At 61.0% G+C, this 25714-nt stretch carries 19 protein-coding genes and 1 tRNA gene; 6 read left to right on the plus strand and 14 right to left on the minus strand.

Going from position 1 to position 25714, the window contains the following annotated elements; all coding sequences use genetic code 11:
- Positions 1–15: 15 nt before the first annotated feature.
- The 3 genes from NLK60_RS02975 to NLK60_RS02985 all read right to left on the minus strand — a co-directional run bounded on the left by NLK60_RS02975 (position 16) and on the right by NLK60_RS02985 (position 3550).
- Positions 16–1164 carry a tyrosine-type recombinase/integrase gene (locus tag NLK60_RS02975; protein ID WP_254809413.1) on the minus strand — a complete coding sequence of 383 codons (1149 nt, stop codon included), beginning with the start codon at positions 1162–1164 and terminating at the stop codon, positions 16–18.
- 269 nt (positions 1165–1433) lie between these two features.
- On the minus strand, positions 1434–2957 hold the full coding sequence (locus NLK60_RS02980) for an MATE family efflux transporter (protein WP_254809414.1): 1524 nt from the start codon (positions 2955–2957) through the stop codon (positions 1434–1436).
- Between the two features lie 272 nt (positions 2958–3229).
- The gene (locus tag NLK60_RS02985; RefSeq protein ID WP_254809415.1) at positions 3230–3550 is read right to left on the minus strand and encodes a MazG-like family protein; all 321 of its coding nucleotides are present in this window, start codon (positions 3548–3550) and stop codon (positions 3230–3232) included.
- Positions 3551–3730: 180 nt separating this feature from the next.
- Here NLK60_RS02985 and NLK60_RS02990 point away from each other — a divergent pair, with 180 nt between their 5' ends.
- Positions 3731–3991, plus strand: a complete 261-nt coding sequence (locus NLK60_RS02990) for a hypothetical protein (RefSeq protein ID WP_254809416.1) — start codon at positions 3731–3733, stop codon at positions 3989–3991.
- On the opposite strand, the gene NLK60_RS02995 is transcribed toward NLK60_RS02990, so the two are convergent.
- Positions 3939–4307 (minus strand): HalOD1 output domain-containing protein, encoded by a 369-nt coding sequence (locus NLK60_RS02995; protein ID WP_311136940.1) that lies wholly within the window; start codon positions 4305–4307, stop codon positions 3939–3941. The genes NLK60_RS02990 and NLK60_RS02995 overlap by 53 nt on opposite strands.
- 150 nt (positions 4308–4457) lie before the next feature.
- Here NLK60_RS02995 and ilvD point away from each other — a divergent pair, with 150 nt between their 5' ends.
- Positions 4458–6197: a dihydroxy-acid dehydratase gene (ilvD, locus tag NLK60_RS03000; protein ID WP_254809418.1), complete on the plus strand. Its 1740-nt coding sequence runs from the start codon at positions 4458–4460 to the stop codon at positions 6195–6197.
- A 159-nt stretch (positions 6198–6356) separates the two neighbouring features.
- On the opposite strand, the gene NLK60_RS03005 is transcribed toward ilvD, so the two are convergent.
- The 4 genes from NLK60_RS03005 to NLK60_RS03020 all read right to left on the minus strand — a co-directional run bounded on the left by NLK60_RS03005 (position 6357) and on the right by NLK60_RS03020 (position 10038).
- Positions 6357–7589 (minus strand): YncE family protein, encoded by a 1233-nt coding sequence (locus NLK60_RS03005; RefSeq protein ID WP_254809419.1) that lies wholly within the window; start codon positions 7587–7589, stop codon positions 6357–6359.
- Between the two features lie 220 nt (positions 7590–7809).
- Positions 7810–8604, minus strand: a complete 795-nt coding sequence (locus NLK60_RS03010; RefSeq protein WP_254809420.1) for an Nmad3 family putative nucleotide modification protein — start codon at positions 8602–8604, stop codon at positions 7810–7812.
- 254 nt (positions 8605–8858) lie between these two features.
- Positions 8859–8929 (minus strand) — tRNA-Pro (locus tag NLK60_RS03015).
- A 47-nt stretch (positions 8930–8976) separates the two neighbouring features.
- A complete protein-coding gene (locus NLK60_RS03020) occupies positions 8977–10038 on the minus strand; it encodes a succinylglutamate desuccinylase/aspartoacylase family protein (RefSeq protein WP_254809421.1) in 1062 nt (353 codons plus the stop codon).
- Between the two features lie 179 nt (positions 10039–10217).
- On the opposite strand from NLK60_RS03020, the gene NLK60_RS03025 reads away from it, so the two are divergent.
- Positions 10218–11207 carry an NAD-dependent epimerase/dehydratase family protein gene (locus NLK60_RS03025; protein WP_254809422.1) on the plus strand — a complete coding sequence of 330 codons (990 nt, stop codon included), beginning with the start codon at positions 10218–10220 and terminating at the stop codon, positions 11205–11207.
- Between the two features lie 81 nt (positions 11208–11288).
- On the opposite strand, the gene NLK60_RS03030 is transcribed toward NLK60_RS03025, so the two are convergent.
- The 3 genes from NLK60_RS03030 to NLK60_RS03040 all read right to left on the minus strand — a co-directional run bounded on the left by NLK60_RS03030 (position 11289) and on the right by NLK60_RS03040 (position 16716).
- Positions 11289–12593, minus strand: coding sequence for an RNA-guided endonuclease InsQ/TnpB family protein (locus NLK60_RS03030; protein WP_254808329.1), 1305 nt, complete (start codon positions 12591–12593; stop codon positions 11289–11291).
- A gap of 329 nt (positions 12594–12922) precedes the next feature.
- Positions 12923–14656, minus strand: coding sequence for a hydantoinase B/oxoprolinase family protein (locus NLK60_RS03035; protein ID WP_254809423.1), 1734 nt, complete (start codon positions 14654–14656; stop codon positions 12923–12925).
- Positions 14656–16716, minus strand: coding sequence for a hydantoinase/oxoprolinase family protein (locus NLK60_RS03040; RefSeq protein ID WP_254809424.1), 2061 nt, complete (start codon positions 16714–16716; stop codon positions 14656–14658). Before NLK60_RS03040 ends, NLK60_RS03035 begins: the two co-directional genes overlap by 1 nt.
- A 113-nt stretch (positions 16717–16829) precedes the next feature.
- Here NLK60_RS03040 and NLK60_RS03045 point away from each other — a divergent pair, with 113 nt between their 5' ends.
- Positions 16830–17891, plus strand: a complete 1062-nt coding sequence (locus NLK60_RS03045) for an NAD(P)-dependent glycerol-1-phosphate dehydrogenase (RefSeq protein ID WP_254809425.1) — start codon at positions 16830–16832, stop codon at positions 17889–17891.
- 9 nt (positions 17892–17900) lie between these two features.
- Here NLK60_RS03045 and NLK60_RS03050 read toward each other — a convergent pair whose 3' ends face one another.
- Positions 17901–18929: a lysylphosphatidylglycerol synthase transmembrane domain-containing protein gene (locus tag NLK60_RS03050; protein WP_254809426.1), complete on the minus strand. Its 1029-nt coding sequence runs from the start codon at positions 18927–18929 to the stop codon at positions 17901–17903.
- 123 nt (positions 18930–19052) lie between these two features.
- Here NLK60_RS03050 and NLK60_RS03055 point away from each other — a divergent pair, with 123 nt between their 5' ends.
- The gene (locus NLK60_RS03055; protein WP_254809427.1) at positions 19053–19529 is read left to right on the plus strand and encodes a histidine kinase; all 477 of its coding nucleotides are present in this window, start codon (positions 19053–19055) and stop codon (positions 19527–19529) included.
- Positions 19530–19691: 162 nt separating this feature from the next.
- Here the strand turns inward: NLK60_RS03055 and NLK60_RS03060 are convergent, their stop codons facing one another.
- A complete protein-coding gene (locus tag NLK60_RS03060) occupies positions 19692–21512 on the minus strand; it encodes a S9 family peptidase (RefSeq protein ID WP_254809428.1) in 1821 nt (606 codons plus the stop codon).
- Between the two features lie 115 nt (positions 21513–21627).
- On the opposite strand from NLK60_RS03060, the gene NLK60_RS03065 reads away from it, so the two are divergent.
- Complete coding sequence (locus NLK60_RS03065; protein ID WP_254809429.1) at positions 21628–22716, plus strand: glycosyltransferase family 4 protein; 1089 nt, start codon at positions 21628–21630, stop codon at positions 22714–22716.
- 369 nt (positions 22717–23085) lie between these two features.
- On the opposite strand, the gene folP is transcribed toward NLK60_RS03065, so the two are convergent.
- The gene (gene folP, locus NLK60_RS03070) at positions 23086–25530 is read right to left on the minus strand and encodes a dihydropteroate synthase (protein WP_254809430.1); all 2445 of its coding nucleotides are present in this window, start codon (positions 25528–25530) and stop codon (positions 23086–23088) included.
- Positions 25531–25714 lie beyond the last annotated feature (184 nt).

The raw sequence follows: 25714 nt of genomic DNA on the forward strand, positions 1-25714 counted from the left end.
GACGTTTGGAGGGAACTAGGTGTCCGTATCGGAACTGTTCGCGTCCGATGCGTCAAGCGACGAAAGGTCTTCGATCACGGCGATTGATTGCTCGAGGGGTTGCTCGCGAAGGGCGGTTTCGGCTGTTGCCTGCTCGGTCGGGTAGGTCCGTTCACCCAGGCCGGGACGCGCCCCACGAGGCGTCAAATAGTCACCACCGACGTCGATCTCCGCAGCGTCACACAATCGTTTGAGAATCGACCGTGCGCCTTCGGTCGTGATTGCCGGTGGGGCAATCGCATACCGCCGAGAGAGTTCCGCGGCGGTATGTGCATTGGACAGCGCTTCGATCTCGTCCTCGCTAAATCCGCGCTCGCCGAGGACGGTCCGGACACGTTTGGCAACCGACGGGGCGTGTCGAGTCGGAAACAACGGCCACTCGTTAGTCGGCGGGTCCTGGACGACCCGATAGCGACGCAGCGGTTTCCGTGCCGCTGCCGGAAGGGGAACGTCCTCGAGTCGTTGGGATTTGCCCAGCACGCGGATGGTGCCCGAGTAGAAGTCGACGTCCTCCCAGGTGGCACCGGTCCGACGGTCGTCTTCGGGCACTCGAAACAGCTCCGACCCGCGAACGCCCGAGTGAGCTAACACCACAACCATCGCGTGCTCTCTGAGTCTGGCGAGGCGCTCGTCCCGTGATGCGTCCTCGGCGGCATCGGCCCGGTCCCTGACGTAGGATTCGAGGCGCTCGCGCTGAGCCGGCGTCCAGAAATTGTCGGACCCGGATTTGGGTTCCGGCGTCGGTAACGCCGATTCGACGTCGGACGAGGTCGCGGGATTGGACTCGAGGATGCCGCCACGAACGCACCACGAGAGAAACGCTCGAACGACGGCGAAGTACGTCCCCGCAGTCGAGGCCGTATACTCGCCACTGTCGGTTCGTCTGGCGAGTTCCTCCGCGTAAGCGCGCATGTGTGGTTCCTGTAGGTCGAACAGTGATCCGGTCTGGTGTTCGCGCTCGAGCCACTCGACCCATCGTCGGAGAATCGATTCTGCGTTAGCGGCGTACGTGCCAGCACCAGGTCCGTCGGGGTTGCCGACGGATTTTCGCTGCAGGTAGGCGTCGACGGCGTCTCCGACGCGGACGTCGATATCGACGTTGTCGGTGGGGTGATGGTCCGTCACAGCCCCCTCACCCGCTGTGTTATGCGACAGTTCTTTTGGTGTGCACCCCTGACTCGAGGGACGAACGACCCATCGGGTCCAAAAGAGTCAGTTTCCCGAACGCAGTCGTACGTCATCTACCCAACGGTACTCCCCCCGGATAAATTTGCTTTGCGGTCACGACTCAACAGAAAGAAAGTATTGCCGCCGGAGAAACGCCGTGACCCGTCCTCAGTTGATTGCTCGATCTCGGTCGCAAAGGTACAGCGAGTGTGTACAACCAACAGCTATCAATCGTCCGCCGTCGGCGTATCCGGGCGATACGACCGGCTGATCTGCTTCCACTTGCCAGTGGTAAAGCGATAGTAGTTGATGCCCGCTGGGACGGCTGTTTCGGCGATAAATGCCAGGTACAACCCCCAGAGACCAAGGGCCGGAATCGAGATCCCGGGCACCGTCATTGTGAGGTCGATCAGGGGAACGGTCCACTCGAGTGTCGGGACCTCGAGGCCACGGGCACCGAGATAGGCCAGCGGAATCGAGCAGCCGAACATTCCAACTAACTGGCTGTAAAACGGCCAGCGGGTGTCGCCGCTGGCGTTCAGCGGGCCAGCCGCGCCGCCGGACACGCCCCGAAGGACGACGGCCAGGCAGGCGGCATACACGAGTGAGACGGCGATCGGTACCGACGGATCGTTCGGATCGTCTGTGAACAACATCGTGATGGGTTCGGCGAAGACGAACACGAGGAGCGCGGAGACGGCATAGACGGCGACAGCGAATCGGATGATTTCCCGGCCGTACTGTTCGGCCGTCCGCTCGTCACCCGTCCCGAGTTCTTGACCGACGAGACTCGAGGAGGCCAGGCTGAATCCCCAGCCAGGGGTGTTCATGATTCCCCAGATACGACGGGCGATCACGTACGCTGCTGCCGTGTTCTCGCCGAAGATATCGACGATGGAGAGCATCGGTAGTTCCGCAACCGTCCAGACGAGGTTGGTCCCGAAGACGGGCAGGCCGATGGTAATGAGATCGGTCAGCGTCTCTCGGTGGAAATAGGTGCCGAACGGATCGACGGTCACGGGGAAGGTTTTGGCCCCCGGCAGGCGACCCGCAACCAAGCCGATAGCGAACACGACAGTGACCGCGACGTTCGACAGGACGGTACCCATAGCTGCCCCGACGACACCGTAGTTGAGCCCGAAAATCAATACGATGCTGAGCCCGATGTTCATGACGGCACCGCCGGCACGGACGACCATCGGTGTCCAGGCATCGTCCATGCCGACGAAGACCCTGCTCCCGATCAGGTTCAGCCCCGCAAACGGAATGCCGAGGGCGACGATTTGTAAGTAGTCTGCACCGAACTCGATGACGGCCGGGTTGTTCGTAATCAGTGAAATGAACCATTCGGCATGGAACCAGAACGTAGCCACGAGCGGCGCTGAGGCGACGATAACGAGGACAACGCTCGAGCGAACCGCCTGGCCGAGCTGTTCGTAGGCCTCGGCACCGTACCGTTGTGAGACCAGCGCAATCGTGCCGCCTGCAACGCCACCGCCGACCGAGAAGGCGAGTCCCCAGAACGGGCCTGCATATCCCACCCCTGCGATAGCAGCCGAGCCAAGTGCAATCCCGACCAGTGCGACGTCGACCGCACTTTTCGACATGCGTGCGATCCCGGTGACGATACGAGGCCACGCCAAATCGGTCGTCCGCCGTGCGCGCTCCCGGTCGATAAGCCCCGCTCGAGCCAGCGCGTAGCCGATCCAGAGGATCAGGAGCCGAAACGGGTTCGGGAAGCGAGAGTCCACGAGAACTGGCGGCTTCTAATCAACCACGGGTAAAAGCACTTCTCGAGGCGGCAGGCACAACCGGTTTCGATTCGAAACCATTACCCATGGGTTTGGGTAGCATGGGTGGCGAAGTGAATGTCCTTCAGAAGGGCTGAGATGGAAGAAATCGACCAATATGGCCGGATTGCTGTTCTCGAACATTGATTCCCAGCTAGCGGTGTCCTTTATACCGATCCGTCACACCTCGAGCCTTCGATACGATCGAACCCTCACTGGTCGGTACTCGGTGGTCACTGCTTCGGATTCGACTCCGCAGAACCCGGCGTATCCTGCGTCTCGAGGCGCCGTTCGTACTTCGAGAGTGACTCTTCGAGGACGCTCGAGGCGTCGACGTTTAATTCCACACAGAGCGAGAGCAGAGCGAAGAAAACGTCTCCCAGTTCGTCACGGGCGACCGCAACGTCCCCGGGGTCCGATCCATACCCCGTCGACTCGTTGATCTCCTTGGTTACTTCGCCAACCTCCGAAACGAGGTCGAGGGTTCGATATGCCGGGTCAGTGTGCAGGTCGTGTCGCTCGAGAAAGTCGGCGACACGTTGTTGTTCGTCCATACGAAAGCGTGAGACGGTGGATCACAAAAATCACTGTGTTTTGACCTATCGGCACACGAGCGTACATGGCGTTCCACTGTCGTCTCTTGGTGACCGGGTCGCTAATCGCCGATAAAGAGTTACAGGGGACACTATCAGTCGATACGTTTAGGCCGCTCTGGCTCCCTTCTTCGACACTGAATGCGTGATAATTCGGATCCGGAAACTGACAGCGACACACCCGATGAGACGGGTTCGACGCTACTCGAGCGAGTGCCTCTGGTTCTCCGAACAGCGGCGTTCGTTCTGGTACCGGTTGGGTTTCTTGGCTTTCTGACGACCGAAACGACCGCGTTTGCCACCGACTCCGTATTTACGCTGGTCTTTGGTCTCGGAATCGTCTGTGCGATCAGTTCGATCTATCTTGGCATATTACTTCACGACCCGACTCGAGCGGACTGATTTCGACCGTGTCGGGACACTGAACGTCGACTCTGTATGATCGGTAGGTGAACGAGACTGTAACGTCCGTCTCTGCAGTGGTTGACTCACAGAGTGTTTCGAGTGCATCAGTATCGATAACGTTTGCAAGTGGTGGGCTGAGCGTCCGCGTATCACTGCCTTCTCGTTTAGCGATTTCGTCGACGATCTCAAAGACGATGTCCCCCTGCGTGCTCATATCTACCGATGCCACCAACCGGTGTATTAAATCAGTGTGAAAGTGGATTGATAGCTGTCTGACGGGCGTCTGTCGCAGGGCTGACCGAAGCCGACTCATGGGGGACGGTGTGACGATATACTGTCGTAATCTAACTTCGAAGCGGGCGATGGCCGGCACGTGATGATAACGACGGCTATCAGCAACTGACGAACCTGCAACGCTTGACAAAGTGGGGTGACTTATGCATACTCGAGTCAAGGTCCGAGCATGAGCAGTGACGACGTGTTCGACCACGGGAAAGACGAGCGACTGCAGAGTCGCGACGTGACAGAGGGTGCAGAACGGGCGCCACACAGAGCGATGTTCCGCGCCATGGGCTTTGACGACGAAGACCTCGGTTCGCCGATGATCGGCGTACCGAATCCCGCAGCCGACATCACTCCCTGTAACGTGCACCTGGATGACGTCGCTGATGCCGCCCTCGAGGGTGTCGACGACGCTGGCGGCATGCCGATCGAGTTCGGGACGATTACCATCTCCGACGCCATCTCGATGGGGACCGAGGGAATGAAAGCGTCGTTGATCTCGCGAGAGCTGATCGCCGACAGCGTCGAACTCGTGAGTTTTGGCGAACGGATGGACGGCCTGGTTACCGTCGCTGGCTGTGACAAGAATCTCCCGGGGATGATGATGGCCGCCATCCGCACCGACCTCCCGAGCGTATTTCTCTACGGTGGCTCGATCATGCCCGGCCAGCACGAGGGCCGAGACGTTACCATCGTCCAGGTGTTCGAAGGCGTTGGCTCCTACGCCACGGGCGAGATGGACGCCGACGAACTCGACGACCTCGAGCGCCACGCCTGTCCCGGAGCCGGTTCCTGTGGCGGCATGTTCACGGCCAACACCATGGCCTCGATATCGGAGGCACTCGGCATGGCCCCCCTGGGGAGCGCCTCACCACCAGCCGAAGACGAAGGTCGCTACGAAGTCGCCCGGCGTGCTGGCGAACTCGCCCTCGAGTGCGTCGAGGAAGACCGCCGACCATCCGATATCCTCTCCCGAAAATCCTTCGAGAACGCGATCGCCCTCCAGACGGCAATCGGCGGTTCGACCAACGGCGTCCTCCACTTGCTCGCGCTCGCCCGCGAAGCCGACGTCGACCTCGAGATCGAGGACTTCGACGAGATTTCGAAACGAACGCCGAAAATCGCTGACCTGCAGCCCGGTGGCACCCGCGTGATGAACGATCTCCACGAACTGGGCGGCGTTCCCGTCGTCATCCGCCGTCTGCTCGAGGCAGGACTGTTCCACGGCGACGCCGAAACCGTCACCGGTCGAACCATCGCCGAAGAACTGGCCCACCTCGAAGCCAGTGGGGAACTCCACGACGACGAGGACCTCGAGGCCGACTTCCTCTATTCGGTGGACGACCCCAAGGAGAAAGAAGGGGCCATCAAGATACTCGAGGGGAACCTGGCACCCGACGGAGCCGTGCTCAAAGTTACCGGGGACGATGCCTTCTACCACGAAGGACCCGCCCGAATTTTCGAAGACGAAGAGAACGCCATGGCCTACGTCCAGGAAGGGCACATCGAGAGTGGCGACGTGATCGTCATCCGCAACGAGGGGCCAAAAGGCGGCCCCGGAATGCGTGAAATGCTCGGCGTCACCGCCGCCGTCGTCGGAGCGGGCCACGAAGAGGACGTCGCGCTGATCACCGACGGGCGCTTCTCCGGGGGCACTCGCGGCCCGATGATCGGTCACGTCGCTCCAGAAGCGTTCGTCGGCGGTCCGATCGGATTGCTCGAGGAAGGCGACACCGTCACCGTAGACATTCCGGAGCGAACGCTCGAGGTGGACGTTGATGCCGACGAACTGACGGCCCGACGTGAGGCCTGGGAACAACCCGAACCAGTCTACGACGGCGGCGTACTGGCCAAATACTGTCGGGACTTCGATTCGGCAGCTAACGGTGCCGTGACGAACCCGCGGCTGACTCGAGATTGACGTTTTCTCGATCCACTCTCTTTTCCCGAATCTCTGTGTTTTCCAAAACCGCTGCGTTTTCGCGACACTTTCGCAGATTCGAAGCTGGCACTCGAGGAAGCAGCGACGTGAAAATAACAGTGAGTCGTTATTCTGTGACGCGAAAAGGACAGAGGGTCGTTATTCCGTGACGCGAACGCCGATCCCGTGGAAGTCGCTGTCCTCGTTGCCCTCGTCGGGTTCGATAACTGTGACGATTTCGCGGTCTTCGACACTCAGAACGGAGAACCCCGGCGTTTCGCCCTCAGCAGCGTGTGGGTCGCCGGAGAGCGGGTCCGGTCCGCGGAGGGTGACGAACATGTACTCGTCGTCCGGCGATCCCCACATGATGTCCGGTGCTGGACCGTAGTCCTCGATCTCGTCGATAACCTCGTTGGTTTCCGGGTCGACGACGAGTCCGTTGTCGGTCTCTCGGTTGAGAATCCAGAGCTCCTCGCCACCGGCAGTGAACCAGAAACCGTGTGCGTCGTAGCCGTCAGTGTCTCGAGCCACGTCTTCGGCTGAAAAGTCATCGACCGGCTCGTTCGTCTCGGGATCGAGCGGCAGGTTCGTCTCGGTGTCGAGTGCGTACCACTCACCGACGCCGCCCGTCTCTTCGTGGTTGCTGGGCGCGCCTGCAGTGAAGTAGAAGGTCTCCTCGTCGGGGCTAGCCATCGTGCCACAGTTCGACCGAATCTCTCCCGGGCTGAACACCTGTTCGATCTCGAAGGCATCGTAGTCGACGACCACAACACCTGCGAAGTCGACGGACGGACCGAGCGTGTGATAGGAGTGTCCGTTCGCGTAATCGTGACAGATCGGTCGACCGCGGACGCCGTCGCCGTCAGCTGGGAACTCTTCGGCGCGGTCGGCGAATGCGGGTGCGTCGTCGATAACGATTTCGTCGACGATGTCGAACGATTCGTCCTCGAGGTCGGCGTCGACACGAACGATTGCGCCCTCGCCGATGGCGTCGACCTGGATGTACTCGTCGTCGGGCGTGAACCCGGCGAAGTGTGAGCCGGCACCGGTATCGAGATTCGCCACGAGTTCTCGGTCTTCGGTTCGGTAGACCAGCGTTTTGGCACCGGCCGTACAGGCGACGGCGGCGTACTCGTAATCAGCGCTGAAGTCGACCATGTGTGGAACCTGGCCGAACTCGTCGACGTCCTCGTTGACGTCGATTTCGGCTACTGCTTCGAATTCGTCGTCACCGTCCGGTTCGTAGATGTAGATCTGGTCGGTCCCCTGATCGAGTGCCCATACTTCGTAGCTTGTGCCATCCGCATCGTCGCTGCCGAGACAGCCGGCGGCCGCAGTCAGGGTTGCCCCAGCTGTGCCGGCTAGAAACGAGCGTCGAGTTGTTTGCTTCATTCCTGTCTCAGTCTGAGAACTCGATAGCTAAAAGTTTGCGGGTTTCAGACTCTCTACCTGGCGAATATGGGGTTTTAACGTAGATGTAGGCAAAACTTGTGAGGAGTTTTCAGGGCTCGATTTTCACGCTGGTGTGCAGCGGCACACGCGCTCAAATCGGGGTGTTTGCTCGAGTCGGAACAGTAAATTTTGCCGTGTTCTGTGACAGTCGGGGCGTCGACTATCGCTGCCCGGGCACACCAACGCTTTCGACGAACGATTCTCCCTCGAGCGCGCATCTGTACGCCGGTTTGTACATCATATTCGTCCCGCCGGCTTCGATAGCCCAGTCGTCGCGGAGTTCCTCGCGCAAATAATACTGTGCTCGTTCGTTACCCGGCTTCACGCGGTACTCGCTCATACGAATCGGGTCGGCGTCGAAGAGCCCGCCAGGTTCCCGCCCGTCGATCAGCACGACTGATTTGTCGGACAGATAGAGTTCCCCGTCCCCAGCCCGTTTCGTGTGTGCGTTTTCGGGGTGGGCCTCGAGAATCGCCGTCACGTCGTCGGCCGACAGGTCCGGCGTCACGACGTCGACCCGGTTCACGGTCATGTACCCGATCAGGTACCGATGGGCTCGTGCCTCCGGGTCGTCCTCACGACGGAGCCCGGCATAGAACCCGACGACGTCCCCAGCCTCGAGTGTGCGAAGTCGTGATACGTAGCCGCTCGTTCGATGTTCGCCGTAGGTGAGTGCGTCGAAATTCGGGTCGTGGTGCAGTGGCCAATCCTCGAGTTCCTCGCCCGATATGGTGACGTCACCGTCTTGCACGGGTTGCGGGTGAATCCGGTTCGTCAGCGAGGCCGCACAGTCGTCGCGATAGCGAAAGGCCCAGGTGCCAAGCGTCTGCGTCTCCATCGTTGCTCGCGTTTTTTCCGGGATGGGCACGTATTCGAACGTCCCATCCGCGTACATCGGCCCAAGCGCCCCAACGTTGGTCGTATCAGAACCGATTCCTGCGAGGACAACAGTCATGGTTAGGCGTCGGTTCGCTCGAGTCAAAACACTCGTGATTTCGCGGGCTGACTCGGATGTAACGAGTGAATGAAGTGGGACCACGGTCGCAGCAAGGCTGCTCCCTGCTCCCATTTTCACGACGAAGCAAGCGAAGGAGCGAAGCGACTGTAGCGAGCGAGAAGTGAAAATGGGACCGCCGAGATTGAGCAAACCCAACGGGTTTGCGATGTACGGCGGTCTCACGAATGAACGAGTGTAACGAGTGAATGAAGTGGGACCGCCGAGAGTCGAACTCGAGTCCTACGGACCCCATCCGCAGAGGATACCACTACCCCACGGTCCCGCATTTGCATCGAGGCCGGTCGGTCGTTTAAGCGTGTCGTTTCTCGATTAGGATCGCGGTGCGACGAGGTCGCCCTCGTCTCGAACTGCCAGGCTCGCCACCGCATCGTTTTCGTAGGTCGTGGGTGCACGCCAGCCGAGGACGTACCCGTCGTGCGGGGCCTCGAGCGTCTCGCGTACCGTCCCGTGGGGGGAGACGACGTCGGCGAGCACGTCACCCGCCTCGAACGGCACCCCCGTCTCCACACGTGGCCGGCAGAAGCCAGCTACGGAAGCCCGTGGACCCACGAATCGACGAACTGGATACGACACGGGCGACTCGAGTGTCGGTGTCTCACCTTTCATGTCCGGCATCTCGGGGAGCATCTCGAGATGAACCATCGCATGATACACGCCAGCTACCCCCGCTGCTCGATAGGGGTCTTCGATCGCGTGGTGGCTCCCGAGTTCGAACGTCAGCGCGGGAATCCCTGCCTCGTTCAACACCGCACCGGCGTTCGATCGGTGTAAGTTGCGGTCGGCGTACTCTGTCGCGGGATACTCGTTCACGAGCGGAAGGGCCGTCGCTCGAGCCAGGGCCTCGAGTCTCGCTGCGAGCGCCGTTGCTTCAGACTCCGTGCGGGCCTCCCCGTAGAGAACGCGGTCTCGAATGACGAACGGTTCCGACCCAACCTGGGCGGTGTGCAGGTCGAGCAAGGCGTCGGCGGACTCGACGATCGTCTCGTACAGTCGTTCGTCGATCAGTTCCTGCACCCGACGGCCGGTGGTGTCGCCGGCATCGGTCGCTGGAAAGAACCGGTTTGGGTCGTCGTCGTGATAGTACGAGTGTCGGTTCGTCCGTCGAATCCCGGCCGGGTTACACATTGGCATACAGACGACCGTTCCGGAAAGCCCCTCGGGGACGCTCGAGCCGAGTACATCCTGCACGGCGGCGATACCCGTCGATTCGTTTCCGTGGACGCCACCGGTCACCCACAGCGTCGGCCCCGATTGCTCGCCACGCGCGATGGTCACTGGCAGTCGTTCGCTCCCGCCAGTTGGCAAGTCCGTCACCTCGAGATACCCGTGCTCGAGTTCCCCACGCTCTGCAGTCGCGGTTCCAATTTGCATACGCTCGGTCTCGAGTGGATCGACCAAAAGCTACCGACTCGGGCCGAAGGTGCATTCATCCATTATAGCAGGCCGCTATTGATACATATATAATAGTGTCTTGATAGATTTTTAGGAGTTAAACCAACAACCGCCCCGAATTTCGTCACCGTTTTGCAGGCCACCACCAAGGAACCGGTATGCAAAGCGCATTCGTTATCGGCGGAACCCGTTTCATCGGCCGCCATCTCGTCGAGGACCTCCTCGAGCACGAGTACGACGTGACGATTTTCAACCGTGGCAACCACGACAACCCCTTCGCCGACGAAGACCGGGTCGACGCTATCGAAGGCGACCGGACGAACGATTCGGCACTCGAGGCGGCCGCAGAGACGGTCGACCCCGACGCCGTTTTCGACTGTGTCGCTTACTATCCGCGTGACGTCCGCGTCGCGACCGAGGTGTTCGCAGACGCCGAGGCCTACGTCTACATCTCGAGTGGTGACGCCTACGGCCGCGAAGAAATCCCCAAGCGGGAAGACGAAACGCCGATGCGCCCGTGTACGAGCGAACAGGCAACGGACGAGTCGGGCGACACGTACGGCAATCGAAAGGCGGAAGGTGACCGTGCGGTGGTCGAAGCCGCCGAACGGGGCGTCAACGCGATGTCCGTCCGTCCCTGTATCGTCTACGGCCCCTACGATTACACCGAGCGACTCGATTTCTGGATCGACCGCGTGCTCGAGCACGACCGCCTCGTCGTTCCCGGTGACGGCACCAACATCTGGCACCGAGCCTACGTCGAAGACGTCGCCAGCGCCCTTCGAATCGTCGCCGAGCGTGGTACTCCTGGAGAGTTCTACAACGTGGGTGACCGTCGACTCGTCACCCTCGAGGAGATGATCAACCTCATCGCAGACGCTGCCGACACAGCAGTCGAAGTAGTCCACGCGGGCCCGCGAGAACTCGAGGCCGGTGGCCTCTCGAGTGAGGACTACATCCTCTATCGGGAGTACCCACACGTGCTTTCGACCGCCAAACTTGCCGCCCTCGGCTGGGAATCGACGCCGCTCGAGGAGGCGATGGCCCGAACCGTCGAAGGACATCGCGAGAGTGACCGTGACGGGAGCGACCACGACCCCGGCCGTGAGCGAGAAGAGCGGGTGCTCGGTATCCTCGACACGCTGTAGTTCGACGCTCGAGTCCTTCCGCATATTTGTGACATCCTCCCCGCGGTGAACGGCGGGGCTTCCCGTACCGCGTTGGGATATTTACGGTTTGCAGATGCTCGCTTGTTCAGCGAACGTCCCCTGTCCACTACTCGGGTCGTGTTCTCCACGACGGAACAGGTTGACCGCAGGACGTGCCACACGCCCGCTACTCCTATCCCCGGAAGACCGGGGATTCAGAGTTACCTTTTCTGCTTGGTCTAACCGACGCCGAATGTTTTCTGCACCATTCGAGTCGGCATTCATCACGGCGTTACACCCACGACAAACGTACAATCCGCGTTCTACACGATTTGCCTTCCGCTTCTGTCCACAGCACGAACACGTCTTCGACGTATCTCGTTCACTCACTATGACTACGGCAATGCCTTCGGCTTTCGCCTTGTACGTGAGCAAGTTCGTGAAGCGGTCGAACGCCCAGCCGTGCAAGCCTTCGTTCCCACGGTCGCCCCAGTTTCGAACCTCGCCAGTTTCGTCGTCTTCACGGACGCCTTCGAGGTTGCCGACAGCAATCGTTCCGACACCTCGTTCGACGCACTCTGTGACGATGTGTCTGGTGACGGCGTGGAGGTAGTGCGACCGACGCTCGGAACGCTTTCGGCGGATTCGGAGTGCCTTGTTCGACCGAGATGAGTTGCACTTCGCTATCTCCTTGGCGAAGTACCGTTCGTCAGTCTTGAGAGCGTTCCCCGGATACAACTCGTGGTCGCCCGTGGAGTACGAGACGGCGGCGAAGTTCTTGATGCCGAGGTCGATACCAGCGGTTTCGTTGCCGGGAGAGTCGGCCTCAATTTCGTGCTTGCACACGAGGTGGAGTTCCCATTCGTCGCCATTCCAGACGGCTCGAACTTGGCGAACATTCTCAACAACAACGTCTGGTCGGGTTTCGATTTCACAGAGGATGAAGTCCGACCAGTGTTCTTTCAGATTTCGACCTTTGGAGAGGCGAATCCGGTTGTTCTTCGAGTCGTGTTTAAAACCGTCTTCTTTGAACGTGACCGTGGAGCGTGGGTGGTCGCCGTTGTGTTTTCGGTACTTCGGTGGGTTTGCGCGGTCGTCCCCGTTTCGGCGCTTGGCGTACCACCCTTTGAACGCTTCAGCGAGTTCTTCTATGACTCGCTGACTCGACTGAGAATTGAGGTCGGCGTAGCGTTCGTGGTTTTTTAGGTACGCTTTGAGCGGTCCATCCTCGGGGATTGTCCCTGTTTCACTCCAGATTCGGTCGCACGTCCAGCGTGCAATGTTCCAGAGTTTCGAGGCGGCGAACCCGAGCGAATCCAAATCACTCTTGACCTGTTGCTGATTCCTGATGGAAGCAACGTAGGTACGAGTGACCTGAATCGCCATACATAGGCTATGTAAACAAACCTACTTAATGGTTCGGATTGACGTTGAATATCCAGCCTGCCATCGGCGGTGGACTGTGTGGAAGTGGCCGGATTCACTCCCGCCGTAAACGGCGGGATTCTCTCCTCGCAGAAAGATAGCAGATACCGAAGCAAGCGCCCGCCATGTCCTGACTAGTGATCCTGTGACGGGGCAGCGGTCGTGTGACCAACACGTCATAGGGATTGTTGTAACCGATTGCCAGTGAGCCCTGTCTCTCGTTTGACCTCGCACGGGTACAGAAGACAACAGATCGTAGCAGTGCTCGAGGCCGGTCACCAGTTCGCTATTCACTCGGGGTTCGAAGCGTTCTGAGGCCGTGAGTCCTCGAGTTCGTGGCCGTACGCCTCGCGTGCCATCTCGAGGCTGACCTTCTCGAGCTCGATATCGCGTTCGATCTTCGACCGTGGTCGTTCAGCAGGATCTCCGTAGCCACCACCTCCGGGCGTGCGGATGCTGAGGACGTCGCCCGGTTCCAGCGTCAGTGATGACTTTGCCTCGAGAGCGCGTTCAGCCCCATCCCGAAACAGGTGATCGCTTCCTCGAGAACCAGGTTGGCCACCCTGGATGCCGTACGGATGGTGTCGCCGTCGCTCGCCGATGAGGCTACAGGTCGCCTCGTGGCCTCGAACCTTGATGTCGCGACGGAGTCCCAGGCCACCGCGATGGGTACCCGCCCCACCGGTATCGGGCCGGTATTCGTATCGCTCGACCGAGAGTGGATACACGGTCTGGAGGACTTCTGCGGGCGTGTTGAGCGTGTTGCTCATGTGGACGTGCACGCCATCCATACCGTCGCCGCTTGCGCTGGCTCCGAACCCGCCAGCCTGCGTTTCGTAGAACGTGTACGGTCTCCCATCTCGGGGGTCCGTTCCGCCGAGGGTGACGTTGTTCATGGTCCCCTGACCAGCGGCGACGGCTCGTTCGGGGACGACCGGTGCCAGTGCGCCGAGGATGACGTCAGTTACACGTTGAGAGACCTCGAGGTTCCCGCCGACGACGGCTGCTGGAGGCTCGGCGTTGACGACCGTTCCTGCCGGCGCCGAAATTTCGATCGGGCGGTAGGCACCGGCGTTAAGCGGAATTTCGGGGTCTGTTAGACACCGAATCGCGTAGTACGTGGCCGAAGCCGTCACGGCAAAGACGGCGTTGATCGCACTGGGTGTCTGTGGGGCAGACCCCGAGAAATCGACCGAAACAGTGTCGCCGTCGATAGTGACAGTGGCCTCGATAGCTACGTTTTCGTTCCCCTGCCCGTCGTCGTCCAGTCGGTCGGCGAATTCGTAGGTCCCATCGGGCAGGGCCTCGAGTTCGTGACGCATTCGCCGTTCGGCATACGTCTGTATTGCGGCCACGGCGGTTTCGAACGTCTCGAGTCCGTATCGTTTCGCAAGTGCTTGCATCCTGTTTCGACCGGTTTCGTTCGCGGCCTGCTGGGCGCGGAGATCGCCGCGGCGCTCGTCGGGGGTCCGGACGTTTGCGAGGATAATCTCCATAACGTCCTCGACCAGTGTTCCGCCTTCGTACAGTTTCACAGGCGGGAGGCGTAGTCCCTCCTGGTAGATTTCAGTCGAATCGGCGGCGACGCTCCCGGCTCTCGCCCCGCCGACGTCCGCGTGGTGGGCCCGATTCGCCGTGAACCCGATTGGACGGTCTTTTTCGTCGTCATCAGCGTCGAGAAATACCGGCGTGACGAGCGTCAAGTCCGGCAGGTGAGCCCCGCCGTGGAACGGATCGTTGACGAGGATGGCGTCACCGGGTTCGAGCGTTGACGGTGGAAATCGCTCGAGCGCCGAACGAACCGAAAACGGCATCGCGCCGAGGTGCACCGGCATGGTCTCGGCCTGGCTGCACATCTCGCCGTTCGAATCGAAAACGGCACAGGAACAATCACGTCGTTCCTTGATGTTCGGCGAGTAACTCGTTCGAACCAGCGTCGCGTTCATCTCCTCGGCGAGCGCTCGAGACGCGTTGCGAACCACCTCGAGCGTCACGGGGTCGACGTTCTGACTCGAGTCAGCCATCACTCGTTCACCTCGATGATGAGGGTCCCGTCGTCCTCGACACGGGCCCTCTGCCCCGGCCGTAACACGGTCGTACTGCCCGCCCCCTCGAAGATACCGGGACCGCTCACGGTAACGTCCGCTGCGAGCGCGGTTCGATCATACACGGGCGTTTCGTAGCTAGTGTCTTCGAACAGTACGGAGCGCTCGTCGGTGACTGCATCCGCCGCACTCGATTCCCCCGTTCGATCCGTCAATGCCGGCGGGTCGACGTCTTCACGGGTTCGGGTTCGGAGCGTGACGATCTCGAGCGGTTCCTCGGGAGCGGCGTGTCCGTAGCGCCGTTCGTGTGTACGGTGAAACCGATCGGTAACCGTTTCGAGGACCGCAGACGTGAGGGGGTCGTCGGGCAACTCGATGGTGAGATCGAACGACTGGCCGACGTACCGAAGGTCGAGCGCTCGTTCGAACGTGAGGCGCTCCGTATCGACGTCGGTACCCAGTTTCTCGCGACTTTCCCGTTCGAAGCGCTCGAAGCGAGCGTCGAGATCCGACGGCTCGATTTCCTCAAGTCGCCGGACCATCGAAGCGCTTTGCTCGGTGATTCTGTCGGTCACGAGTAGGCCGAGTGCGGAGAGAACGCCCGCACTGTGCGGGACCACGACGGTCGGTATTTCGAGTGACTCGGCGAGCACGGTGGCATGGAGCGGACCCGCACCGCCGAAGGCGACCAGGGCGAACGACCGCGGGTCGTAACCCCGTTCGACGCTCATCACGCGAAGCGCGCGTTCCATCGATGCGTTCGCGACCTCGAGTATGCCTGCCGCAGCGGCTTCGACCTCCATCTCGAGGGGGTCGGCCAGTTTGTCGGCAACCTGAGCTTCGATGTGCGCTTGTGTAACGTCCCGCTCGCCAGTTTCGAACGAGTCGGGGTCGAGGCGACCGAGGATGGCGTGGGCATCACTGACCGTCGGGTCGGTCCCGCCACGTCCGTAACAGATGGGGCCGGGCACCGCACCTGCAGACTCTGGTCCGACGCGAAGCGCGCCGCCGTCGTCGATCCAGCCGACGGAGCCACCGCCAGCGCCGATAGTGTGAATCGAGATCATCGGCAGCGCGATCGGATACTCGCCGATCTCGAGATCGGTCGCTCGAACGGGCGTCCCGTCACGAACGAGTGAGACGTCACAGGAGGTGCCACCCATGTCCATCGTGAGAGCGGTGTCGAAGCCGTGGCTCGCCGCAATGTGCGCGGCCGCCTGCACGCCCGCTGCTGGGCCCGAAAGCAGCGTTCGAACGGGTTGTTCGCGTACCTGCGTGGCCTCGAGAACGCCGCCGTTCGATTGCATGATCTGCAATGGAGCAGTGATACCGAGCGAATCCAGTCCCTTCTCGAGGTTCCCGATATAGGAGTCGACCCGCGGCTTGAGGGCCGCGTTTAGTGCGGTGAGTAGCGTGCGTTCGTACTCTCTGATCTCGGGGTGGACGTCACAGGAAAGCGAAAACGAGGCGTCGATACCTGATCGCTCGAGAACGGTTTTGACCAGTCGTTCGTGGTCGTCGTTTTCGAACGAAAAGAGGAGTGCGATGGCGATGCTGTCGACGTCGGTGGTTTCGAGCGCCTCCGCGACGGCTTCGACGCTTTCGATTGATAGCGGTGTCTCGACGGTGCCTCGTTCGTCCAGTCGCTCGGACACTTCGTAGCGCCGGTCGCGGCCGACGATCGGGTCCGGTTTGCTCGTAGCCAGGTCGTACATCGCGGGTCGCGCCTGTCGCCCGATCTCGAGGACGTCTCGGAACCCCTCGGTCGTAATCAAGGCAGTATCGGCCCAGTCACGCTCGAGAACGGCGTTCGTGGCAACAGTCGTCCCGTGAGCAACGGTTTCGAGGGCTGCGTACGGGGTGTCACCAGTCGTTTCCACTTGCGCTTCTTCGGTACCGCGGAGAACGGCACGCGATGGGTCCTGAGGCGATGACGGTGTCTTGATGACGTCGATCGCACCATCCGAAACGGTAACCACGTCGGTAAACGTGCCGCCAACATCGACCCCGAGTCGCCACGGAGTCGGCGAAGCTGTCATATCTCCGGGGTTGGCTCGAAGTGATATAGGGATTGTTGTCGTCACCCGGCCAGAGGGTCGATAGCCGTCGGACAGGGAACGCCTTTTATAATGTCGGTAACCTGATGACCAGTATGTTCGAAAAGTCGACGTGGATCCGACTGCCGCGAAACGTCGTCGTCGGCCACGGAGTCCTCTCACAGACCGTCGACGTCGTCGACGATCTGCATCTCGAGGGCCGGCCGCTGCTGGTGACGAGTCCAACGCCGCGAAAGCTGGCTGCCGAACCGATCGCGGCCGACTTCGAGGAGCGCGGAATCGACCCGGCTATAGTTACCATCGAAGAGGCGACGTTCGATGCGGTCGAGGCCGTACTCGAGGCGGCCGAACGCGAGGACGTCTCCTATCTCATCGGCGTCGGTGGTGGGAAAGCGATCGACATCGCGAAGATGGCAACCGACCACCTCAACGCTGGCTTTCTCTCCGTCCCCACGGCCGCGAGCCACGACGGTATCGTGAGCAACCGTGGTTCGGTTCCGGACGGCAACACGCGCCACAGCGTGGCTGCCGAACCGCCGCTTGCCGTCGTCGCCGATACGACGATTCTGGCGAACGCCCCGTGGGAGTTGACGACTGCGGGGTGTGCCGACATCATCTCGAACTATACGGCCGTGATGGACTGGCGACTCGCTCACCGGCTGAAAAACGTCCAGTACTCCGAGTACGCGGCTGCACTGGCCGAGATGACGGCCGAAATCCTGGTCGGAAACGCGGATATGATTCGCCCAGGGCTCGAGGATTCGGCCTGGATCGTCACGAAAGCGCTCGTCTCCTCCGGCGTGGCAATGTCGATTGCAGGGTCCTCGCGCCCGGCCAGCGGTGCCGAGCACCTGTTTTCACACCAGCTGGACCGATTGGTCCCCGGCGCAGCCTTACACGGCCATCAGGTCGGCGTCGGCTCGATCATGACCGCCTATCTCCACGGCGGCGAGCGCGGCTTCTGGACGGAGATTCGGTCTGCACTCTCGAGCATCGACGCGCCGACGACGGCCGCCGAGTTGGGTATCGACGACGAGGTGGTCATCGAAGCGCTGACGACCTGTCACGAAATCCGTGATCGGTACACGATACTGGGTGATGGGATGGACGAACACGCCGCTCGAGAAGTCGCGCGAAAAACCGGTGTCATCTCGTAGCGGTGGGGATCACACGGTAATCGTCCGTTTGCCACGAATCGAGAGATACCACGCGCCGGCACCACAGACAGTGACGTGCAACCAGTAGGTGCTCAGGCGAAAGAGAAGTGCACTCGCCGTTGCACTCTCGAGGGAGAGTCCACCAACGGTAACCAACAACGAGACGAGGACGGTTTCGATTCCGCCTGTTCCGCCGGGCAGTGGGAGAATCCCACCGAACGATGCGAGCGGTGCACAGAGGAGTGCGAGAACGAATCCTCCCTCGATGCCGAGTGCGAGAAACGCGAAATACAGCGGGAGCACGTTGATGAACCAGCTCGAGAGCGCGAGTGCGAACGCAACCACGAGTGTTCGTCTGGCCGCGCCCACGGTCCCGAGCGTTCGAAGGAAATTCTCGAGGCGGCGAGAAACCGGGTCAGGTGTCCGAACGCGGGGTCGGCCGTGGAGCAAGGAATCGAGTCCACGAGCCCCTCGAGTCATCAGCCGTCGGACGTATCCGTCTCGAGTCAATCCGACGACCGTTCCGGCGACGATCAATCCAGCCAGGATTCCGACAGACAGGCTGTATACGACAGTCGATGCCGTTTCTTCGGTTCGGAGAAGGTCGATATCGAGGTAGAGCAAGCCACCAGCCAGAGCGATGATGATGCTGGCCAGAAAGGCAAACACCTCCGCGAGGCTAATCGCTGCCAGGGTGTCTTCTGGTTCGGCGTCGCTGTTCGCCGCCAGGAGAAAGGCCATTACGGGCGCTCCCGTCGATCGACCCCATGGGAGGACGCTCCTGGCGAAGTATCCAGCGAGGAACGGCACGGCGAACGCCACCCCTCGGGGAGCGCCTGCGACGGGACGGAGCAACCGCTCGAGGACGAGCCCACGAACGAGCAAGATTCCGCCACCGGCGAGAACGGCTCCCGCAACGTACTGAGGTTTTGCTTCACTGAGGAGGGCCAGGACCTCCTGCCACCCGACACCGTACACGAGCAAGCCGACGAGCGCGAGTGCAATCGCGAGTCCCACGAGCGTCTGTCGTCGGCGCATAGCTGGTAGAGAGGGTGGGAGCGCGATAAACGGTGCGTGTTCGTTTCAGGGCACAGGCAGTTGTGAGTCTGTGACACACAACGGGCGAGGGACAATATCCTCTTTGCATGGAATACCAACCGCATGTCTACAGAAACGACAACATCGGCGGAAATCGAAGACGAATCGCTCCCGGGTAACTGGAAAGCCGGCCTCGTTGGCGGCATCGTAGGTGGTATCGCCTTCGGGGTGATGATGACGATGATGATGACCAATATCATGGAGATGGCAATCCCCGTAATGTACGGGATCGAAGGCCCAGCCGGAGCCCTCGGCTGGGTCATCCACATGGCTCACGCGGCGATTCTGGGCGTCGTCTTCGCCGCAATCGTCGGTTTCGGTGGCCTCGAGGGAGCTTCCGCACAAAAGCTGGTCGGTGCTGGAATCGCCTACGGGATCGTGTTGACGATCGTGCTCGCGTGGATCGTGATGCCGGCATGGGTGGGTGCGATGGGGCCGATGAATCCACCAGTTCCAGACATCAATCCGATGAGCCTGGTCGGACACGCCGTTTACGGAGCGCTCCTGGGAACAGTCTATTACGCGCTCGAGGGAGTCTGATACGGCATATCGAAGCGTCTCAACGCTGCTCGAGGAAATCGTGACGGCAATCACCGTTACAAAGTTCCAGTAACCGCTCCAGTACCTTCACAAACGTCGACCGGTGAGTGAGATCATGCAGTGCGGTTCGATTTCACTCACAGCTGCAGGTTTGGGAAGCCACTAGACGTATTCGTCCAGGAACGCCGCAATCTCGCTGTAGGCTTCGATACGGTTCTCGAGTTTCGAGAACCCGTGGCCTTCGTCCTCGAAGATGAGTTTGCGGACCGGCACACCCTGTTCACGGGCCGCCTCGACGACTTGTTCGGCTTCCCCGACCGGAACCCGCGGATCGTTCTCCCCGTGAAGGACGAACAACGGCGCCTCGATCGCCTCGATGGTGTTGATCGGGGAGATTGACTCGAGGAACTCCCGGTCGTCCTCGAGGTTGCCGTACTCGGCTTCTCTGAGTTCGCGTCGCCAGTCGCCGGTGTTCTCGAGGAACGTCACGAAGTTGGCGATCCCGACGATATCGATACCGGCAGCCCACAGGTCGGGATACTCGGTCAGGGAGGCGAGGACCATGAAGCCGCCGTAAGAACCGCCCATCGCGACGATACGGTCGGGATCGATTGCGTCGTGATCGCCGAGCCAGGCGACACAGGCCGCGATGTCTCGCACGGAGTCCATCCGCTTTTCCACGTCGTCCAGGCTCGCGTACTCGCTCCCGTAGCCGGAGGAACCGCGCACGTTCGGTTCGAAGTACGCGTAGCCCCGATTCAGGAAGTACTGTTTGATGCTGGAGAACGACGGTCGTCGCTGGCTTTCGGGACCGCCGTGTATGTCGACGATGACGGGAAGCCCGCCGTCTGTCGAGGATGGCTGATCGTCGGGAAGGGTCAGAAAGCCAGGGACCTCGAGGCCGTCGAAACTCTCCACGTGGACGAGTTCGGACGACTGAAAGGTTTCCGATGGGATACCCGCCGTCGGGGCGAGCGTCCACTGTTGGGCCTCGCCGGTTTCGACGTCCACGAGGAACACGTTGGTGTTGACGGCATCGCCCGTCGTCGAGCAGGCAAACGTCGACCCATCGGGACCGAAGGACACGCCACCGGAGATGCCTCCCGGGAGTGATGGGGCTGGGAACGTCTCGAACGCAGTTGGATCGTCTCCGGTGAGTTCACCCACGCAGAGTTCCGTGTACCCGTCGACGTTCCGTGAGTAGACGAAGCGGCCAGTGTCGTCGTCGAGGGCGATGCCGTCGATGTTCCACTCGCCGCCATCCTCGACGACGGTGAGCTCCCGTGACTCGAGGTCGAGGTAAGCCAGATACAGGGTGTCGGCCCCGTCGTCGGTGACGAGATAGACGCCGTTACCGTCCGGTGCCCAGGCGGCGCTCTGATAGCGAACGTCGCCCTCGTGGGGTGTGAGATGGGTAATATCACCGGTTTCGATCTCGAGCGTGTAGAGGTCCTGGTCGAAGTTCGAGTACGCCTGTGAGACGAGCAGGTGCGTGTCATCCGGATGCCAGCCACTCAGCGTGAGCCAGCCGTCGCCCTCGTGGACGAGTTCGGCCTCGTCGCCGACGGCGTCACGGTCCTGGACGTAGACGTCGAACACGGACTCATCGCGTCGGTTCGAGGTGAAAGCGAAACGCTCTCCATCGTGACTCCAGCCACCCCACCGGTGTTTCGCGTCGGGCAGTGCCGTCAGGTTCATTATTTCACCCGTAGCCGCATCGAGACGGAACAATTGGGCGCGTTCGTTCCCGCCTTCGTCCATCCCAAAGGCCAGTTCGTGACGCTCGGGCGACCAGGTCGCGAACGTCACGCGTTCGTCGTAGAACGTGCGCTGTTCCGGCCAGGACTGTGCACCTTCGAGTGTCCAGACCTGCGGCGTGCCCGTCGTATTCATCAAGAACGAGAGTCGGTCACCGTCGGGACCGAGAGATGCCCCATACGCACTCCGAATGTTGAGATAGCGTTCGATGTCGTACGTTGCCATACGACAACTGTATCGATTCGAAATGGTAATCGTTTCGGCTCGAGGTGGCGTACCACTCGAGGGCGACGTGAAAAAGCTGTGATTTTTTAACGTGGGGGTGCGTCCCCTCGGTCATATGCGTCTGGCGTTCGTCTCTTACGAAACGGTTTTTCACCGCGACAACGAGACGAACCGTCGCCTGCAGACGGTACTGGAGTTGCTTCACGAGCGAGGTCACGAGGTCCACGTCTGCTGTGTTGCCTTCTGGGATTCGAATCTCGACACGTTCGAAAAAGACGGTATCGTCTATCACGGTGTCGCCGACAGCCTCGAGTCCGGTCGCACCTTCATGCTTCGATTACCGTTCACCCTCTGGTCGATTGGCCCCGACATCGTTCACACGGCCAGTGAGCCACCGGGCCAGGTACACGCCGCAAGCTGGGGCGCTTCGCTCGCTCGAGCCCCGTTGCTGACTGAGTGGTACGGCGAAATCGACCCTCCAGACGAACCGACGACCGTCGGAATTCCGACCGGACGATGGTACGACGGTGCGATTACCAAACCCGACCGTGTGATCGCTCCGTCACGAATGGTCGGCACCTGGGTGCGCGAACGCGGCGCGACGAACGGACAGGTCGCGATCCTGCCGAACCCCATCGACCTCGAGCGAATCAGCGACACCCCGCCTGGAGCGAACGTCGACGTCGTCTACGCCCGACGCCTGGACGAGGGCGCGAACCTCGAGAGCCTGTTACTCGGCCTGGCCGAACTCAGAGACCGAAACTGGAACGCCTCGATACTGGGTGATGGTCCACACCGGGAAAATTACGAATCGTTGACGCGAGACCTGCGTATCGACGACCGGGTGACGTTCGTCGGCGACATCACGCTCGAGGAGCGAATCGCGGCCTACCGAAGCGCACACGTCTTCGTCCAGACGGCAACCGAATGCGTGTACCCGACGGAACTGGCCTGGGCGCTCGGTGCTGGCTGTATCGGCATCGTCGAGTACCACACCGACTCTGCGGCCCACGAACTCGTCGAAGGACGTGAACGCGGTTTTCGAACGACCAGCGAACAGGAACTCGCCGACGCCATTTTGGAGGCGGGGGGCCTCGACCACCTGACTATCGACGACTCGTATGCTCATCTGGGTCGGTCGAAGGTGATCGACCGGTACCTCGAGTTATACGAGGAACTACAGGAATCGAACGGACTGCTGTAGTTCTCGGCTGGCAGTGAACGCTTTGACCCACAATTCGGAATGACTACCGTACCCTCGGAACGAAGAGAGTCCCGTAGCTCTCAGGCCACAAGAAGTGATTTACACTCTCACTACCTGATAAGAGAAGCCTGCTGCATACAGAGAATGGGTGCAGCACGACGACTCGATTTATTTCACTCACAACTTAAATTCGTTCGCTAAGCTCAAAAAGTCAGTTTACCTATCGACGTCTGGTATCTATATACCCTGTACTGACCGGCCACTACCTTTCGCAAATCGGGCCAGATGATGTGCGACATTCGCGCTGTATAGTCAGCACAGTTGCTGAAACCTATCACTGATTGAGGATTTCAACAAGGCCTCTCTCGATTATTTCGCGTTTCGGAGCGCTCGAGCGGTCTCGAGTGCGGCGACGTTTTCGTCGACGTCGTGGACGCGAACGATGTCGGCTCCGCGGTCGACTGCCAGGGCCGTCGCCGCAATCGTGGGCTCGAGGCGATGGCCGTGCTCGCGGTCCACGTGGGCGAACATCGATTTGTGTGAGTGACCGACTAGCAGTGGACAGCCGAGCGCCTGCAGTTCCTGGAGTCGCCCGAGTAGTTCGAAACTCTCTGGTGCAGTCTTGCCGAACCCGAGACCTGGATCGATAACGATCTGTTCGCGATCCAGCCCAGCCTTCTCCGCCAGCAGGACGCGTTCGGTCAGCTGATCGATCACGTCGTCGACGACGTCGTCGTACTCGATATCGCGGTCGGGCACGACCGGCGCGTCGATGCTGTGCATGAGCACGATGGGGACGTCGTGATCGGCAGCCACGAACCGCATTTCCGGGTCACCCAGTCCGGTGACGTCGTTGATGATGTCGGCGCCGGCCTCGAGTGCCGCCTCGGCGACCGCGGCTTTCCGGGTATCGACCGAGACCAGTGCCTCGAGATCGCCAGCGCTCAACCGCTCGATTACCGGGACGACGCGGTCGATTTCGTCTTGGGTGGAAACGGGGTCCGCGCCGGGTCGTGTCGACTCGCCGCCAACGTCGATGATCGTTGCGCCGGCGTCGACCATCGCGCTGGCTCGCTCGAGTGCATCCTCCAGGCGCTCGTACTCGCCACCGTCGTGGAAGCTATCGGGCGTGACGTTCAAAATCCCCATCACACAGGGGCCGGCTTGCCAGGGATACCGTGGTTCGGTGTCGGCTCGCTCGAGGTCGAGCGTGTCTCGAAGATGGGTCCCGACTTCGACCAGCCCGTCGTCACGGGCGGTGAGGCGGTCGACGAGACTATCGAACTGCGCGAGCGTGCCCATCAACACCGTTTCGACGGGTTCGTCGGTGACGCGAACGCTCGAGGTGATTCCGTTACCGCCAAGGCGAACCAGTTCGCGCTCGACGATGGCTGCCTGCCGAGCGGGGAGCCCGATGGTGATGACTCGGTGGACGCCGCTCCCGGCTACTCGTGTGGCTCTGCTCCCGTCTACGTTGGTTCGCTCGAGGATTGCTCGTTCATCCTCCAGCGTTTCGATATCGTGGGGCGTCGCCGTTCTGGTCCAGTGACGTCGGGCTTCGGCCACGGCGAACAGCGACCCGGTTACGAGCACACAATCGTCCGGCCCTGCTCGCTCGAGTGCGTGTGCAACGGCACCGCTCACCGACGGAATCGAGCGGACGGTTTCGACGCCCGAATCCTCGAGCACGGTCGCGAGGACGTTGCCGTCTGCCGCACGGTCGAGTTCGGGTTCACAGACGATTGCACCACTCGGCGTCGGCAGCGCGTCGACCATCTCGCGGTGGTCCTTATCGTGCATCGCACCGAACACGAGATGGAGGTCGTCGTACTCGAACGACTCGAGGGTTTCTGCGAGCCGTTCACAGGCCCCCGGGTTGTGCGCCCCGTCGAGAACGGTCAACGGTGCGGTGTTCATCACTTCGAAGCGGCCGGGCCAGTGAGCGTTTCGCAATCCGCGCTCGAGGTCACGCTGGGAGACGTCAGTGACCTGTCCCGCGAGCGTCGCCGCGATCCCAGCGTTTTCGGCCTGGTGGGCACCGATCACGGGAATGCGCGTCTCGACCGACCACTCAGGCCCGGCGAGTGAAACGGCGGCTTCTGCGTGATTGGTCGGCCCGTGGTACGTAACGCCGACGTCGGGACGCTCGCCCTCTCGATTCGCTTTCCCAACGGTGACGATATCACCGACTTCCGCCCGAATCGTCTCGAGGGCGGCCCCCGTCGTCCCGGTAACCAGCGGGTTCTCGGTCGAGGCGACCTGCGCTTTGTCCGCCGCGATTTCCTCGACGGTGTCGCCGATGACGCTCGTGTGCTCGAGGCTCACGCTCGTGACGGCGCTGGCGACTGGGTCGACGACGCTGGTCGCATCGTAGCGACCGCCGATACCCACCTCGAGAACGGCCACGTCGACGTCGGCACGGCCGAATTGCCAGAGCGCGAGCGTGGTAATCGCCTCGAAGAAGGTTGGTGACTGGCCGTCTGCGGCCTGTCGGGTCACGTACTCGTGTGTGGTGTCGACGAACTCCCGCACGGCGGCTTTCGAAATCTTGCGTCCGTCGACACGAATTCGCTCCCGCAGGTCCTCGAGATGTGGTGAGGTGAACAGGCCGACGGTCAGTCCGTGTTCTCGTAACGTCGACTCGAGCATCCGGGCGGTGCTCCCTTTTCCGTTCGAGCCGGCGACTTGCACGAACGAGACGTCCTCGTGGGGATTCTCGAGGGACTCGAGAAACGCCCGGGTCGATTCGGTGCCGGGACTGGGCCGAAATCGACGAAGTGAGAAGAGGAACTCCGCCGCCTCGTGGTACTCCATACTGGATTCTCTGAGGCGGGCCGCTTTAGGGTGTCGAACCTGAGTCGACACGTCCATGTGTCTGTGTCATATTACTATCGACACCATAGTTAACAGATTCAGTAACGGTACTCGATACAATAAGCGTATTTTTTGTTATCTCGGTAGAGACTTCCCACATCTGCACCGATGTTGTGAAAACGAT

This window comes from Natronosalvus amylolyticus (genome assembly GCF_024298845.1).
Classification (GTDB): domain Archaea; phylum Halobacteriota; class Halobacteria; order Halobacteriales; family Natrialbaceae; genus Natronosalvus; species Natronosalvus amylolyticus.

Bases quoted from the DNA above. Each gene is read 5' to 3' on its own strand.
- NLK60_RS02985 (WP_254809415.1), bottom strand. From the start codon at position 3,550: ATGGACGAACAACAACGTGTCGCCGACTTTCTCGAGCGACACGACCTG.
- NLK60_RS02990 (WP_254809416.1), top strand. From the start codon at position 3,731: ATGCGTGATAATTCGGATCCGGAAACTGACAGCGACACACCCGATGAG.
- NLK60_RS02995 (WP_311136940.1), bottom strand. From the start codon at position 4,307: ATGAGTCGGCTTCGGTCAGCCCTGCGACAGACGCCCGTCAGACAGCTA.
- ilvD (WP_254809418.1), top strand. From the start codon at position 4,458: ATGAGCAGTGACGACGTGTTCGACCACGGGAAAGACGAGCGACTGCAG.
- NLK60_RS03005 (WP_254809419.1), bottom strand. From the start codon at position 7,589: ATGAAGCAAACAACTCGACGCTCGTTTCTAGCCGGCACAGCTGGGGCA.
- NLK60_RS03010 (WP_254809420.1), bottom strand. From the start codon at position 8,604: ATGACTGTTGTCCTCGCAGGAATCGGTTCTGATACGACCAACGTTGGG.
- NLK60_RS03020 (WP_254809421.1), bottom strand. From the start codon at position 10,038: ATGCAAATTGGAACCGCGACTGCAGAGCGTGGGGAACTCGAGCACGGG.
- NLK60_RS03025 (WP_254809422.1), top strand. From the start codon at position 10,218: ATGCAAAGCGCATTCGTTATCGGCGGAACCCGTTTCATCGGCCGCCAT.
- NLK60_RS03030 (WP_254808329.1), bottom strand. From the start codon at position 12,593: ATGGCGATTCAGGTCACTCGTACCTACGTTGCTTCCATCAGGAATCAG.
- NLK60_RS03035 (WP_254809423.1), bottom strand. From the start codon at position 14,656: ATGGCTGACTCGAGTCAGAACGTCGACCCCGTGACGCTCGAGGTGGTT.
- NLK60_RS03040 (WP_254809424.1), bottom strand. From the start codon at position 16,716: ATGACAGCTTCGCCGACTCCGTGGCGACTCGGGGTCGATGTTGGCGGC.
- NLK60_RS03045 (WP_254809425.1), top strand. From the start codon at position 16,830: ATGTTCGAAAAGTCGACGTGGATCCGACTGCCGCGAAACGTCGTCGTC.
- NLK60_RS03050 (WP_254809426.1), bottom strand. From the start codon at position 18,929: ATGCGCCGACGACAGACGCTCGTGGGACTCGCGATTGCACTCGCGCTC.
- NLK60_RS03055 (WP_254809427.1), top strand. From the start codon at position 19,053: ATGTCTACAGAAACGACAACATCGGCGGAAATCGAAGACGAATCGCTC.
- NLK60_RS03060 (WP_254809428.1), bottom strand. From the start codon at position 21,512: ATGGCAACGTACGACATCGAACGCTATCTCAACATTCGGAGTGCGTAT.
- NLK60_RS03065 (WP_254809429.1), top strand. From the start codon at position 21,628: ATGCGTCTGGCGTTCGTCTCTTACGAAACGGTTTTTCACCGCGACAAC.
- folP (WP_254809430.1), bottom strand. From the start codon at position 25,530: ATGGAGTACCACGAGGCGGCGGAGTTCCTCTTCTCACTTCGTCGATTT.